The sequence below is a fragment of the Janthinobacterium agaricidamnosum NBRC 102515 = DSM 9628 genome (genome assembly GCF_000723165.1).
GTDB classification, from domain to species: Bacteria; Pseudomonadota; Gammaproteobacteria; order Burkholderiales; family Burkholderiaceae_D; genus Janthinobacterium; species Janthinobacterium agaricidamnosum.
The window spans coordinates 1974907-1990302 of the sequence record NZ_HG322949.1 but is presented as its reverse complement, the minus strand read 5'-3'; the positions used below and the strand labels follow the sequence as shown (position 1 = coordinate 1990302).

10 protein-coding genes are annotated in these 15396 nt (G+C 62.2%); 3 read left to right on the top strand and 7 right to left on the bottom strand.

Annotation, left to right across the window (positions count from 1 at the left end; all coding sequences use genetic code 11):
• Nucleotides 1–6: 6 nt before the first annotated feature.
• Nucleotides 7–648, bottom strand: a complete 642-nt coding sequence (gene ssuE, locus GJA_RS08470; protein WP_038490948.1) for an NADPH-dependent FMN reductase — start codon at nt 646–648, stop codon at nt 7–9.
• Between the two features lie 248 nt (nt 649–896).
• Here ssuE and GJA_RS08465 point away from each other — a divergent pair, with 248 nt between their 5' ends.
• Nucleotides 897–2111, top strand: coding sequence for an acyl-CoA dehydrogenase family protein (locus tag GJA_RS08465; protein ID WP_051780497.1), 1215 nt, complete (start codon nt 897–899; stop codon nt 2109–2111).
• 88 nt (nt 2112–2199) lie between these two features.
• The gene (locus tag GJA_RS08460) at nt 2200–3564 is read left to right on the top strand and encodes an LLM class flavin-dependent oxidoreductase (RefSeq protein WP_038490946.1); all 1365 of its coding nucleotides are present in this window, start codon (nt 2200–2202) and stop codon (nt 3562–3564) included.
• A 46-nt stretch (nt 3565–3610) separates the two neighbouring features.
• Here the strand turns inward: GJA_RS08460 and GJA_RS08455 are convergent, their stop codons facing one another.
• The 5 genes from GJA_RS08455 to epsC all read right to left on the bottom strand — a co-directional run bounded on the left by GJA_RS08455 (nt 3611) and on the right by epsC (nt 12840).
• The gene (locus GJA_RS08455; protein WP_038490944.1) at nt 3611–5383 is read right to left on the bottom strand and encodes a type VI lipase adapter Tla3 domain-containing protein; all 1773 of its coding nucleotides are present in this window, start codon (nt 5381–5383) and stop codon (nt 3611–3613) included.
• Nucleotides 5380–7746 (bottom strand): T6SS effector phospholipase Tle3 domain-containing protein, encoded by a 2367-nt coding sequence (locus tag GJA_RS08450; RefSeq protein ID WP_038490942.1) that lies wholly within the window; start codon nt 7744–7746, stop codon nt 5380–5382. Before GJA_RS08450 ends, GJA_RS08455 begins: the two co-directional genes overlap by 4 nt.
• Before the next feature lie 260 nt (nt 7747–8006).
• Nucleotides 8007–9635, bottom strand: coding sequence for a hypothetical protein (locus GJA_RS08440; protein WP_144241463.1), 1629 nt, complete (start codon nt 9633–9635; stop codon nt 8007–8009).
• Nucleotides 9636–9757: 122 nt separating this feature from the next.
• Nucleotides 9758–11644 carry a hypothetical protein gene (locus tag GJA_RS08430; RefSeq protein WP_051780495.1) on the bottom strand — a complete coding sequence of 629 codons (1887 nt, stop codon included), beginning with the start codon at nt 11642–11644 and terminating at the stop codon, nt 9758–9760.
• A 224-nt stretch (nt 11645–11868) separates the two neighbouring features.
• The gene (epsC, locus tag GJA_RS08425) at nt 11869–12840 is read right to left on the bottom strand and encodes a serine O-acetyltransferase EpsC (RefSeq protein ID WP_038490934.1); all 972 of its coding nucleotides are present in this window, start codon (nt 12838–12840) and stop codon (nt 11869–11871) included.
• A gap of 207 nt (nt 12841–13047) precedes the next feature.
• Between epsC and GJA_RS08420 the strand changes: the two genes are divergently transcribed.
• Nucleotides 13048–14235, top strand: a complete 1188-nt coding sequence (locus GJA_RS08420; RefSeq protein WP_038490932.1) for a multidrug effflux MFS transporter — start codon at nt 13048–13050, stop codon at nt 14233–14235.
• A 75-nt stretch (nt 14236–14310) separates the two neighbouring features.
• Here the strand turns inward: GJA_RS08420 and GJA_RS08415 are convergent, their stop codons facing one another.
• Entirely contained in the window at nt 14311–15219 is a 909-nt protein-coding gene (locus tag GJA_RS08415) for a chitosanase (RefSeq protein WP_038490929.1), read from the bottom strand.
• Nucleotides 15220–15396: the final 177 nt, after the last annotated feature.

The window sequence follows — 15396 nt, the reverse complement described above, 5'->3', positions numbered from 1 at the left end:
AACAGCTCAGGCAGCCTGGCTGCTTGAGCTGTAGGGGTGGTCTTGCAGAGAGCGCACCGGCGCGGCGCCGCCATCGATGCCGGCCACAAGCGCCAGCGCCGGTTCGGCGCGCAAGCCTTGCAGCAAGAACAGGCCGGACGCCAATTCCTCGACGCCGGCATGCACCCGCGCCGCGATCGGCGCATCCAGGCTCAGGCCCTGCTGTTCCGACCAGCTCACTTGTTGCGAGGTGGCGTAGATGCTGGTCAGCACCTGCTTGGCGGCCAGCGCCTGCAATACCGGACGCAGCGCGTAATCCAGCGCCAGCATGTGCGACTGGCTGCCGCCGGTCGCCAGCGGCAGCACCAGCTTGCCGGCCAGGCCGTCTTGCGGCAGCAAATCCAGGAACGCTTTTAATAAACCGGTGTAGGACGCCTTGTAAATCGGCGTGGCGATCACCACCGCATCGGCGTCGGCCACCGCCTGCAGCGCGCGCGCGATGACAGGGTCGGCATGGTCGGTCTGCAAGAGGGCCTTGGCCGGCAAGTCGCGCACATGCAGCTTGCTGTAGCGGTGGCCCTGCAGCGCCAGCTGCTCGCCGATATGCAACAGCAAACGGCTGGAACTCGATGGAACTTGCGGGCTACCGCCCAACAATAAGATATTCATGAATACGACTCCGCTAATGATCGGGTTGCTTGATTCGAATGCAGCCTAAATCCATTAGCAAGAAATCAGAACGAATGCTTTCGCGCTTCGATATGTGTTTTCCGGATATGCCCGTGCGACTATCCGCAGCCCGCCTGGCGCGCGCCGGCGCGCAGGTTTTCCGCATAAGCAAGCGCGGTTTTCTTCGTGTACCGCGCCACTTTCGCAATGCAATAATGCTATCAATCACAGCTTCAGGATCTCGCACCATGTCTCCAGCACTCGCAGCAGCAGCGTCCTCTGTTTCCGGCGCACCGCCTGGCGATGCGATCCGCATCGCCGCCGAACTGGCGCGCCGCCTGGCGCATACCGCCGTCGCGCGCGACCGGGCCGGCGGCCACGCGGCCGAGGAGCGCGAATGGATACGGGCCTCGGGTTTGCTGACGCTGTCGATACCGCGCGAATTCGGCGGCCAGGGCGCCGACTGGGGCACCGTGTACCAGGTGATACGCATCCTGGCGCGGGCCGACAGCGCGCTGGCGCATGTATTCGGCTTCCATCACTTGCAACTGGCCGGCATCCAACTGTATGGCAGCGCCCAGCAGCAACGCAGCCTGTTGAGCCAGACGGTGGAGCACCATCTATTCTGGGGCAATGCGCTGAACCCGCTCGACCGCCGCACCACCGCCAGCGCCAGCGCCACCGATGACGGTTTTATCCTGGACGGCATCAAGAGCTTTTCATCCGGTTCGGTCGGTGCCGACTGGCTGACCATCTCGGCCTGGCATGAAGCGACGCAAAGCGCGCTGATCGGCGTGCTGCCGGCGCGCCAGCCGGGGATCGACGTGCAAGCGGACTGGGATGCGTTCGGCCAGCGCCAGACCGACAGCGGCAATGTGCATTTCAGCCAGGTGCACTTGCCGGCCACACTGGTGTTGCAGGCGCCGGCGCAAGCGGCCACGCCGCAAGCGACGCTGCGTTCGCAGGTGGCGCAACTGGTGATGGCCAATCTGTACCTCGGCATCGCCGAAGGCGCGTTCGAGGCGGCGCGCAGCTACACGGTGCAACAATCGAAGGCGTGGCCCGCTTCCGGCGTCGGCCAGGCCAGCGACGATACGCTGCTGCAGCACCGCTACGGCCAGTTGTGGCTGTTGCTGCGCCCCGCCGAACTGCTGGCCGACCATGCCGCGCGCGAACTGGAACGGGTATTCCGCAAGGGCGCGCTGATCACGGCCGAGGACCGCGGCTTGCTGGCGGTGGCGGTAGCCGAAGCCAAGTGCCTGGCGCACCAGGCCGGCATCGAGATCAGCAGCCAGATGTTCGAACTGACGGGCGCCCGCTCGACCTCGGCCAGGTTCGGCTACGACCGCTACTGGCGCAACGTACGGGTGCATACGCTGCACGATCCGATCGACTACAAATACCGCGACCTGGGCCGCTTTGCGCTGCAAGGCAGACTGCCCGAACCGACGCCGTACTCCTGACGCCATGCTCCTGACTTCATCCATCAACCAATCCCGCTCGGAAACCGATGAGCAACTGGCGCTGCAAAACGCCGCCAGGTAAGCCAGTATGCCGAAACTGATCCGTTTTAACGCCTTCCAGATGAATACGGTGGGCCACCAGTCGCCCGGCTTGTGGACCCACCCGCGCGACAACAGCCACCGCTACACCGATCCCGAGCATTGGACCGCACTGGCGCGGCTGCTGGAACAAGGTCGTTTCGACGCGATCTTCCTGGCCGACGTGCTGGGCGTCTACGACGTCTATCAAGGCAAGCCCGATGCGGCGCTGGCCCACGCGGTGCAAGTGCCGCTCAACGATCCGCTGGCGCTGGTGCCGCTGATGGCGCAAGTCACCAGCCACCTCGGTTTCGGCGTGACGTGCGCGCTGACTTACGAACATCCGTACACCTTTGCGCGGCGCATCTCGACGCTGGACCATTTGACGCGCGGGCGCATCGGCTGGAATATCGTGACCGGCTATCTCGACAGCGCGGCCCGCAACCTGGGCCTGGAGCGGCAACCGGGCCATGACGAACGCTACGACCTGGCCGACGAATACCTGGACGTGGTGTATAAATTGTGGGAAAAAAGCTGGGACGACGACGCGGTGATCAACGACAAGCGGCGCGGCATCTATGCCGATCCGGCCCGGGTGCATAACATCAACCATGCCGGCCGCTACTACCAGGTGCCGGGCATGCATTTGTGCGAACCGTCGCCGCAGCGCACGCCGCTGCTGTACCAGGCCGGCACTTCGCCGCGCGGCACCGCCTTCGCCGCGCGCCATGCCGAATGCACGTTTGTCAGCGGCCCCGGCAAAACCGTGGTCAAGGGCTATGCCGACAAGTTGCGCCAGGCGGTGCGGGCAGCGGGACGCGACGGCGATCAATTGCTGATTTATGCGCAAGCGCTGATCGTCACCGGCGCCAGCACGGCCGAGGCGCAAGCCAAATACCAGCAATACCGGCGCCATATCGATATCGAGGCGGCGCTGGCCTTGCTGTCCGGCTGGAGCGGCGTCGATTTCAGCCGATTTCCGCTCGACGCCACCATCGATTACATCGAGTCCGACGCCGGCCGCTCGGCGCTGGCCTCGTTCAGCCAGGCCGACCCGGACCGCCAGTGGACGGTACGGCAAGCGGCCGAATACATCGGCCTCGGCGGACGCGGCCCGGTCATCGTCGGCGATGCGCGGCAAGTCGCCGACCAGCTGGAAGCGTGGATAGACGAAACCGGCATCGACGGCTTCAATCTCGCCTTCGCGGTGGCGCATGACAGCATGGCCGACGTGGTCGAATTCATCGTGCCGGAATTGCAGCGGCGCGGCCGCTACCGCAAGGAATACGACACCGGCACCTTGCGCCACAAAGTGTTCGGCCACGGCCCGCGCTTGCCTGAAGGACATGCGGGCCGGCAAGTCAGCATAGTTTAGAACTTATCAATGGCACGCCACAAATTATACGCGGTCAATTCGATCATTACTGATAGTTGGCGGGATCGACCGCGGGGGCGCCGTGGTGCGCGAACACGTCGCCGCCATGCGGATGCTTCTGGCTCTTGCGCTGCTGGTCGGATGGCGGGCTGATGAAGACGATGGACGCCTCGTTCCTGTCGCGCAAATTGACGGCCGCGCTGACGCCGCCGTCGCGGTAGCTGCCCATCACCCCGATGGCCATCTGCATGAACAAGGTGGCCGCCCCGGTGTTGCCCAAGCGCTTATCGGTGTCGATGAACTGACCGGATTTGCCGGTGTCGATTTCCGGCCCGCCCTGCGCGGCGTACACGTTCAAGGCGCTGTGCAGCATGATGGTCTGGTTGGTGTCGTCGCCGGTCGCGGCGACGACCAGGGCCGGCGCCCTGGCCCGCTCCGCTTCCGGCAAGGTCAGCAACGCCGCCTGCCAGCCCGCTTGTAGCACCTTGCCGCGCTCGTCGCGCCGCGTGATCGGCTTGCCGTGTTCGTCGGTGAACTTGACGAAAGTGGGGCGGTGAATGAAACCGAGCGTGGGCAGCCGGTCGAACGTGGCGAGTTGATCCTTGTTCCAGGGGATCGGAAACCAGGGGGTCGGCTTCCAGTTGGTGGGCGGCCGGTGCGCGAACGGATTGAGGTTGTTGAGCAGACTAACGGTGCCCGTACCGCGAATGTCGGAGCGCTGTGCGAAGGCGGCGGCGGCCTCCAGCCACTCGCTGACGAGGGGTTGGCGCTGTGTGCCGTCAAGGTTCTCTTGACGGATGGGATCGGCGCCGACCTGCGCCGACGTGCGAATGACTTTTTCGCGCCGTGGATGCGGAACGGCTGCCATCAGATGAGCATACATGGAGCGGAAGACATTTTGCACGAAGTTGTTTTCCGGATCGTCCCAGACGAACGGACGAACCGGATCAACCCGTTCGCGCCGCGCCAACACCAACAGCACGGAGGCGTCGGGCATTTCAGGGATGTATTTGCCATTTTTCATCAGTGGTGGCGAGCCTGGGGCGCGGAACAAGTCGCGAAAGTACATGTCGTCATTCGAGTTCAGCACGATATAAGGCACATCGGGATTATTATCGAAAAAAGCGAACACATCTTCCAGAATACGGTCAGGGTGCTCGTCGAAGCGCCGGGGACCAGCCACGAACAAGTGCCAGGCCATCCCGGATGAAACTGCGCTACCTGCAAGCCCCATTTCGGGCGCATTTGGCAAATCCATGTTTTCGGGATCGAAGCTAGGAGACTGCGCGTTGAAGACGGGGACGCCGTAGTACATCGGCGTGTACTGCGCACCGTTCTCCAGCGTATCGCCGCCACGGCCACCCGAAATTCCCGATCTTTCCATTTCGCTCCAGGCATATTTCTCCTTGTCCTGTTCGCGGATCGTCACGAACGGGTCGCCTTTTTGCAGTGCCTCCCACAACTTTCCCTGGCGGTACTTGTCCAGCGTGACGCCCAGGCCGATCACCTCCAGCACATATTCCCGCCTGGACTGCTCGCTCGCGGCGACCTGCTGCGCCTGGGCCGCTTGTGCATGCTGTTCTTTCGCCTGTACTTGATTCGACGCGGCCATCCAGCGGACGCCGAAGAACAGCGTAACGACCACCACCGGTCCCGCGACCCACCACAGTAATCTATTACTCATCGTTTGCTCCTGCATCATGAGACTTCCGGGCTGTACCACCACCATGACGAAAATCGTCCACAGTGGAATCAGGATAATGAGCGCGATCAACGCGCCCAGCAAATACTTCCACAGCGTTGGTGCGATGTCGTTCATGCACCCTCCTTCTTCGCCGGGGCGGGCGTGACACACGCGGCGGTCGCGGATTTGGCATCGGGCGGCATGGCGAGCGTACGGATGCCGGCCACCGTTTCACACACCACCGTCGATGGCAAACCTGTATGCAGCGGCGGCACACAGGCCGGCATTTCCCCCGAGCTGTAATACTTCGCGTTGCCTTCGATTACGTCCTTGCGCCACTTCGGCTCGGCTGCCCAGTAGGCGTAGAACAGCTTTTGAAATTTATTCCAGCCGAGGATACCTGGCCGTAAGCGACGGTCATCCATTTTCAAACGCCAATCCGCCACCGCGCACAGATACGCATAAAAGTTCGGATCGCTCGACGCCTGGCCGCCGCCGATGGCCATGTCGTAAGCGGTGACGTTGCGGTGATTCTCGCTGCTGCCGATGATCGCGCCGTGGAACGATTTGGGGCTCACCTCATGCTGCCAGCGGCGGCGCGCCTCGTTCGGGGTTTCGTAGCGGGTAATGAGAAGCTTGTCATCGCCGCCTGCCGCCCGGGTGATCGATTGAATCCTGGCGCATTGGTCGCCGGGCTCCTTGTCCTTGTTCAACGCATCCTGCACCTGCCGCTGCTCACCCGAGCCGAACATGCCGGAGCCGGGGATGCGCTGCGCTTTCGGGCGCGGGTCGTCGATCGCCATCTGCCGCAGCAACATGAGTCCATGCTTGCTGGTCGTCGCAATCGCGGCATCGATCGGATCGACGGCTTCGCAAGGACCTTGCTCGTCTTTCGGCAAGCGGGCCTGCGGGGAATTCCCGGGGATGTCTTGCGGGTCGATCTGACCGGCGCCGCGCAAGTCGGCACGCGCCGGAACGCGCAGGGCTTCGCCCGTGATGGCGACGATCCCTTCGCACTGGTCCGCCTCGCTGTGCAGAAAACTGTCCCAGCCGCCGGGCTTGGGCGGCCAGTCCACTTCCGGGCCGTGGGCGCGGTGCGGGCGCCCCGAGGCGGCCACATGCGCATGGTCGTCTTCATCTTTCACATGCAAGGCGAAATCGTGCGGCGGCATTCCCACAAGCACGGGTTCAAGCGTCTTCCTGGCCGGGGCCATCCGTTGCCTGTTGGTGAACACCCGTTGGTAAAATCCGGCGCCCAGCGTGGACAGCGGCTTGAGTTCCTTGCGCTCCGCCTGCCATGCCGGAGCCGGGTTTGCGCCCCATAAACCAGGCATCTCCTTCTTCCTTGTCTTCGAAAGGGCGGTTCCTTTCATGAAGTCCGGCACGCCCTGCCAGCCGATGCCCTGCATATTGTCCAATGCGACCGTCATGTCTTCCGGACAAAAATACAGGTACACCTTGCCCCGGTTGTCGCGGTCGGCGCCCGCCACCCATTTCGGGCCGACCATGCCGTGGTATTTCCCGTGGTCCGTGAGCACGGCCAGCGGCGGTGTCGCATGTTTCTTCGCAACGACTCCCTGCACGATCCTTGCCAGCGTTTGCAGCCGCGCATCGGCAGTCTGGCGGTCGCCGATGGTGCCATAGTGGCCCGCCATCGCCGCGTCCGTTCCGCCGCCAAACATTCTGGGCGCTTCGACGGCGCCGAAAAACATCGACGTGTCCTCGACCAGGCTGTAAGGCGGATGGGTCAGGATCAGCGTATCGGCCGGCCGCAGTCCCTCATCGAGCAGGAATGCCTGCGCCAGCAGCGAAATCAGGCAACCCTGGCTATGCGCGACGATCGTGACCACCTCATCCTTGTCGAAGTCGCGTATCATCGCGATCAGGGCCGCGAGCCGCTGTGCCGCCAGCACCATGTACATGCGCCCCGGCGCACTCAGCACCGGGCGCACCGGATCGCCGCCCACCTCCCTGGGCGAGAACAATCCCCGGTTCCACATGTCCGGCAGCGTGCTGGTCGCATTGCCGAACGGCCCACCGCCCTTGGACAAGTCTTTGTCCATGCGGTTGCCGAAGCGGTCGGTCCGCTGGCCGTTCTTCGTTCCCGCTTGCCGTGCCGTCTCCCGGAAACCCCAGTAGAAGGGGATCGCCGGGCTGTGGGTCCTGGTGTCGATGCGGCGCTTGAAGAACACCGCGTCGGGATCGGCCTCCAGCGTTTGCTTGTCGTCCCGGTCCGGCTTGCTGCCCGGCATGCGGTACGTGGCCGGCGTGAACAGCCCGAGTTTACCCGGCGGGATGCTGAGCAGCCGCGCATCGAGGCCTTGGCACAATCCCTGCTCCAGCGCCTCGTAGCTGGTGCCGACGTCGTTGACGCCGTGAATCATGATGACGTTGCCAGGCAGGTCAGGTCTGACGTTGACCGTCTTGTCGTAGGCGCGGTTGCTGTGCAGGATGCCGGTTTCCTGTCCAATACAATATGGTTCCCGTGGGTAGGCCATGTGTGCTCCTGCTTATTTCTTGTCCGTCAAAATGCGGATATGCGCGTCGGTCAAGTTCATGGAGAGTTCCCCCAGGTGGCGAATGCGATTTGCAAGGCAAGAGACATACAATCCCCCCCAAGATATTACATACATACCAACTATTGTCGGTATGGCATTATTCCAATCTTGCGTGTGCTTGCCTAGCCGCAAACGCAACCGGCCCAACCTGGTGCTTTGCCGCAGATCAATCGTAGCTGTAATAATCGCCTCGCCCACTCTTAATTGGCTGGCGCCCCCACCTTCGGTTTTTTCATGCCACGTTTTTTCAGCGCCGGGGCAATGACCGGCGCGGTTTGCGCATCGCTGAACAGGAAGGAATAATCGGACGCCAAACTGGCTGCCGCATCAGCCTGGCTGGCCTTCAATACCCGTGTCGTCTCCATATCGGCGTGCGCCCCCAGCAAGTCGCGGATCTTGTCGGCGTTCGATACACCCAGCCGCTTGCGCAAGCCCTGCTTGCCGGCCGGCGCCGATTCTTTCGCAATCGCCGCGTATTGATGGCAGAACAGGCAGTTCTTGGTGGTCTGGAAATAGGTTTCCATGGTGGTGTTGGCGACGATGCGGGTTTGCGGACTCGGTTGCGGATTGCCGGCCGGCAGCGGCACCACGGCGCCCGGCGGTATCATCACCGGACTGTTGGCCCACAACACGTCGACCAGCTGATAATTCTTGAACACCGAATCCGGACTGGCCGGATCGATCACGTATTGCCAGACCCACGCATTCAAGCCCGCTACATTGTCGGCCGAATTGTCGCTGATCGGATTCAGGCGCACCACCTGGATCGGCGCCGAATACGGGTCGCCCGGCGCGCGCGGTAAGCGCGGATTATCGGGCGACTGGCCCGGCGGCTGGGCGTTCGGATAACATTGGTAATGGTCGGTGGACGGATCGCACTGGCGGTTGTAGAAGGTGTACCACGGCAAGAATTTATCATTCTGGATATCGCTGGTGCTGGGCGCGTTATTGATGTGCTCGAAGGTGGCCCAGATGATTTGCGGCGAATTCCTGGTTTTATGGATGATGTGCAAGCCGGTCAGGCCGACCGTCACCAGCTTCGGCATAGTCGGCGCCGACGGATAAACTACCCAGGCCTTGGAAATCTTGAAATGGGGCCAGCTGGTCGGATCGGGCAATTCGACCCACGCCGCTTTCAACTCCACCGCGCCGACAGTGCCGTATTGCTCAAAGGTGGCTGTGCCGTTCGGCAAGATCAAGCCCTGCGTCATCGCGAAAGGTTTTTGCCTGGCCGCGTCATAGAGCTGGTTTTGATCGATGAAATTGAATTCATCCTGGTTGATGCGCATTTCATACAGCGCGATATTGCCGTTTTGCGCAGTCAGCCACGCATCGCCGGTGCCGGCCTGGCCAAACTCGGACAAGGCTTGATTGGCGTTGATCTTGGATACCGACGCCAGGTTTTTATAACCATGGGCCGAACTGGGTGCCGGCGTGGCTGTTGCCGAGGCTGTTGCCGAGGCTGTTCGCAAGGCGCTGCGCATGCGCTGCGGTAATTGCTGCTGGGAACACCACGGAGTCGGCGGCCTGGCGTCTTTTTGGAACACTTCCGACGCTTCCTTGTAGGTTTCCCATGCGACTGGACTGGTATCGCCCGGCGTGCCGAAGCGCGACGCCGGCACCGTGCTGTCCGGCGCACAAGTGGTGGTGCTGGCCAGCCAGTTCAAGACGATGAATTGCTGCCAGGCGAAACAATTAGCGCTAGCCTGGGAGTTCGGCGGCGACATATCGCGCGGCATCACCGGCGACATGGCCGGCGCGTTGCAATTGCCGGGTACCGGCGGCGGCGCATCGGCGGCGCGGGCCGCCGACATGCAGATGAGGGGCATCAAGATGCAGAAAACACAGCGGATGAAGGATGTGCGCACGGCGGACTCCTTTATAGTTGACATATAGTTGATAGCAACATGGCGCCGCAGCGCCATGTTCGAGACACGGCCAGACAGCGGATTTATGCCGCGTACACGTTCAAGTAGGCTGGTCCGGCCACGTCCGGCGGCATGCCCGAACCGGGGTTGCTGACTTGCAGGCCATACAGGCCGGGCGCCACGTTGGCGCCGATATCGATGCTCAGCGTCAGCAACTGGAACGGGCTCGGATAGGAGTTGCCGGGCGCCGCATACGTCACCGTCTGCAAGCCGGGCGCCACCGCGATGGCGATTTCCGCGCCGGGAGCGGTGACGGCGGGCGCCACGTTGCCGGGCCCGGTCACCGCCGTGGCGCAGATCAGTACCGCCTTGATGCCGCGCTGGCCCTGGCGCACCGCCAGCGGCACGATCACCGAATTGCTGGCCAAATTCATCGGGAAGCGCACCACGTTCGGTACTTGCGTCGCATATAGCGCGTTCCATACCGATTGATACATCAGTTGCACCGGCTGGGCCTGCGCCGGCGGCAAACCGTCGCCGGCCGGATTATCCAGGTTGACCAGGCAGCGCAAGGTCGATGGATCGGCGGCCGGCAAGCCGCGCGCGAACAGGCCGACCTGGAAGGTGCCGGTGATTTGCGCGCCCCAGTTCAGCGGGGTCGCCACGCCGCCGGTCTTCAGCGTGATGTCGCCGATGGTGAAATTGACGCCGGCGGCGATCCACGCGGCCGGAATCTGGAACGCCGCGTGCAGGATGAAATTGCCGGGAAATGGCTGGCCGGTCACGGGATCGGTCAACTGCGCGCCGCCGCGCACGATGTGCCAGCAATCCTCGACCTTGGCGCCGGCCGGCAAGTTCGGATCGGCCGGCAAGGCATAGTTGCTGAAATCGGGTTGCTGGATATACAGGCCGACCGGATTGGCCAGCGACACCAGCCTGGCCGGCGGCCCGCCGACCACCTGGTTGACGCTCAGGCCGATATGCGGATCGCTGTTGCGGTTGGCCTGGCCATATTGGCTGCAGCAAATCAACGCTTGCGGATCGACATTGCCGACCGTGCGCTGCACCGTCGCCGCGCCGGCCAGGCCCATTTCCGTCTGCAGCGTGTTCGGCGTGGCGGTCAGGTGGATCGCGCCGCCGCTGGCGTTGCTCCCGCGGCTGGACAAGGGGCCGCGGTTCCATTTATTGAGCGGATTGTAGGCTGGATTGCCGGTAAATGGATCGGTCACCGGCGCGCCGCTGAGCGGGTCGGTCAGGTACAGGTCGGCGACATTGACGGTGATCGCATTCGGGCTGCCGGGCGGCAAGCCGGCGTTCAGCGTGTCTTGATACAGCTGCGCCACCCGGTCCGGCGAGACGCGCCACAAGGTGTACCAGTATTCCGGATTTTCGCAGACAAAATCGACCCGGCTGATCTTGCCGGCCGCATTGCGCGTGACGCTCCATTCGCAATATTCATCTTGCCAGCCGCGCGGCCCGTACGGTCCGTACGGCTGCAACGCACCGTTCCAGTCGGGCGATGGACACAGGTTCACCGGGATGTGCGGAAAACTGGCCTGGGCATTGTTTTGATCGATGTAGTAGCCGGTATCGGCCAATTCCCACAACTGCGCCAGGCTGAGGTTGTACGGATTGGTCGACGGCGTGCTGCTGCCGCAATACACCGTCAGGCGGTTGGGGAAAGCATCCCAGGCCACCGCCAGCGATGCCGAGCTGCCGGGAATATCGGTGCTGGCCGCGTTGAAATAATACGATTGCCGCGGCGATGGCGTGAAATTGCCGGCGCCGTCGACAGTACCGGTATTCCACGGCACGCCGGTGATGGCTTGTTCGGTGAACGCGCTGACATGGCGGTTCCACTCGGAATTCAATTGCGTTTGCGCGGCGCCAGTCAGGTCCTCGATAAACGCTGGCGTGGAAAAAGTAAAGGCGGGGTTGCTGGCGGACTTGGACTTGGTATCAAAGCTCATGACGCGGTCTCCCTCTGTGATAGTAGGTGGATGCTGCCCTTCCTGTATCGCGGCGACGCCAGCTGGGCATCGCCCGGGGGCTATTCTGAGCGTTATTTTCCGGTCAATATACGTCAAAAATCACGCCGTATTTTTTTGTTTCAAACGGCAAATACCATACCAGCGCGGTCATAGCGCGGCCCTGTCGACATGCCGCCGCGCACCATTACGCGGCTTGATTTCGATCAAACAAATCGCGTGGATTCCGGACAATCGTTGAGCATTTGCGCCTGCGACACATTGCTGCCGGGAGGCACGCTCTGGGTCAGCCAGACATTGCCGCCGACGGTGGAGCCGGCGCCTATCGTGATGCGGCCGAGTATCGTCGCGCCGGCGTAGACGACCACGTCGTCCTCGACGATGGGGTGGCGCGGCACGCCCTTGATCAACGCGCCCGTTTCATCGGCCGGGAAGCGCTTGGCGCCCAGCGTCACCGCCTGGTACAGCCGCACGTGCCGGCCGATGATGGCGGTTTCGCCGATCACCACGCCGGTGCCGTGGTCGATGAAAAAGCTGGCGCCGATTTGCGCGCCGGGATGGATGTCGATGCCGGTCAGCGAATGGCCGATGTCGGACACCAGCCGCGCCAGGAAGCGCGCGCCCAGCTGGTGCAGCCGGTGCGCCAGGCGGTAATACAAGATCGCGATGGTGCCCGGATAGCACAGCATGATTTCGGCCACCGACGTGGCGGCCGGGTCGCCGGCGAACGCCGCCTGCACGTCCGACACCAGCAAGGCGCGGATGGCGGGCAGGCCGGCGGCGAATTCGCGGGTGATCTCGTGGGCCTTGAGCGCCAGCGCCGCATCGTCCAGCGTTTCCGCGCTGCCGCCCGGCCCGGCTTGCCCGGTCCCGTCAAACAGCAAACCCCGCCGAACCTGCTCGGTCAGGCGGTTCAGCGTGGTATTCAAGGTGTCGCCGACAAAATAATCGATGCTTTCATCGGTCAGGTTGGGCCGCCCGTAATGGGTCGGGAACAGCACCGCCGACAAGCCGTTGACGATCACCGTCAAGACCTCGCGCGACGGCAACTCGCGCACCCGGCCCTGATGCCGGATATTGTGGGTCGCTTCGCGCGAAATACGCAATTCATCGATGATCGTACCCAGGTTCCAGTGCGATGACCTGGCGCCGGTTTGCTCAAATGGTTCAATTTTCATTTTTTTTCATCCTGCCAAAGAGGGCCAAGCATTAAGGACAAGCATAACAAACGGCACAGCTTAAGTAGCCGCCCTGAAAAAGCGAAAGAATAATTTCGCACATCGATATACGCTTTCCATCTATCGATATACCTCTTATAAATAAGCGGCGGCAGCCTAAATATTGCGACTAGCGTAAAATACACGGCCAACGTACCAGCGCCTAAAATGAACAAGAAACTTACCTTCATCCTGGCGGGACTGACCATGGTCGGCCCACTCGCCATCGACACCTATCTGCCGTCTTTTCCCGCCATCGCGCACACATTCAACGCCAGTCCGCTGCTGGTCCAGCAAACCCTGAGCGTGTTCTTGTTCACCTTTGCGTTCATGATGTTGTTTTACGGCACTATTTCAGATTCCTTCGGCCGCCGTCCGGTGCTGCTGGTATCGCTGCTAGTGTATGTGATTGCGTCGTTCGGCGCTGCGCTGGCGCCGTCGCTGGGCTGGCTGCTGGCCTGCCGCGTGTTGCAGGGCCTGGCGGCGGGCGCCGGTTCGGTGGTCAGCCGGGCGGTCGTGCAAGACCGTTTTTCCGGCGCCGAAGCGCAAAAGATACTGTCGCAGATCATGATGGTGTTCGGCCTGGCGCCGGCCATCGCGCCGATTCTCGGCGGCTGGCTGCAAGTGTCGTTCGGCTGGCGTTCGGTGTTCTGGTTCCTGACCGCCTTCGGCATCATCATGATGGTCACCGTGTACCGCGCGCTGCCGGAAAGCTTGCCGAAACCGGAACGCCACGCTTTCCACTTGAATGTGATCGCCGGCAATTACTGGAAAGTGCTGCGCCACCGCCAGTTCCTGCTGCTGTCGGTCGCGGTCGGCGCCGCCTTCAGCGGCTTTGCGCTGTACATCGGCTCGGCCGCGTATTTCATCATGAATATCCTGCATCTGCCGGAGACCGCGTTTGCGTGGCTGTTCATTCCTTTGATCAGCGGCATGGTGTTCGGTTCGGCCTTGTCGGGCAAGCTGGCGCACCGCTATCACCAGAACCAGTTGATCTGGAGCGCGTTCGGCTTGATGCTGGCGGCAGCCGCGATCAATATCGGCTACAACCATGTGTTTACCGCCGCGGTGCCGTGGGCTGTGCTGCCGCTGTTCCTGTACTCGTTCGCGCTATCGCTGGCGATGCCGCCGATGTCCTTGATCGCATTGAACCATTTCCCGAACAATAACGGCCTGGCCGCGTCGCTGCAATCGTTCATCCAGATGCTGATCTTTGCGCTGGTGTCGGGCCTGGTCGCGCCATTGCTGTTCGACAGCGCGCTGAATCTGGCTTACGGCGTGATGGGCGGCTTGCTGGTGGCGCTGGGATGCTGGATGCTGGCGCAACTGGGTGAAGCGCCCGCCCAGGCAGCCTGAAGCTGAAGTTGCCAAGCGACGGCCGCCCTGCCTTGCGGCAGGCGGCCGTCGTCGATTTCAACCGTCAGATATCGCTTATTTCAAGGTCCACTTGGTGACTTTCGCAACGGCAGCGTCGGCATCCTTGAGCGTGAACAGGCCCAGATTCTTCAAATCGCTCCATTGTTTGACGCGGTGGGCGCCATTCGGCGCCTGGTTAAATTGGTGGGTATCGACCACCAGCGTGCGTTTGGCATAGAAATCCGTCAGGAACGCTGCCTCATCCGTGCCGCTGGTGCGCGACAACAGGCCTTCCAGGGTATTCTCACCACCGTCCGCCCCCTGGTTCAGCGCCGTATCCAGGAAGGAGCCGATGGTCAGCGCGCTGGTGTAACCGCGCTGGGTTGCTTGCTGAATCGTGTAGTCGATATAGACGCTGTAGAAGGTTTTCCACATCGCATCTTGCCAGGCAGGATTGTTTTGCAAACCCTTGATCTGTTTGCAAAACACTTTCGCGGTGTCGGTAATTTTCAGGATCTTGCCGTTCATGACACCGTTCACGCCGGCACGCTGCAATCCGCCGGCCACGCTAGGCACCGCGGCGCCGTTGGCGGCGTCGAAAGCGGTAAACAATGCCGGGCCATCCGGGTTGCCATCGTTGGAGCCGCCGGTGGTGGCGCCGAAAATACCGATGGTGTAACCGCGGTCATCTTTAATATCTTCGCAATAACCATAAAACTTGTTCCAGTCCGGCGAATCCTGCTCCGGCTTGTTGACCACGCGCATGATGTTGTCCCACTGTTCGCCATCCAGCCCCGTTTTTTCCTTCAGGAACTGCAGCGTCGCGGCAGGGAAATTCGCATCATGGTTGATCGCTGCCGCCACGGCGACCGACTTGGCCAGTTGTTGTTGACTGCTGCCGGCCGGTTCGTTGCCGCCGCCACAACCGACCACCAGCACGGCGCTTGCCACGCAAGCGACTAATTGTTTGAAATGTTGCTTCATCAGATGCCTCTCCAGGTTAACAACAAGGGAGCAAAATGCTCCGGGTAAGCCTGTTCCGGGCAGGCGCTATCGCCGCATGGCAAACCATCAGGCGATGCCCTGCCTTCCGAAACAGGATATTTCTTGAATTACAATGCATTACAGGGGGATGCCATCAGTCGCCAGGGCTGGCCTGGC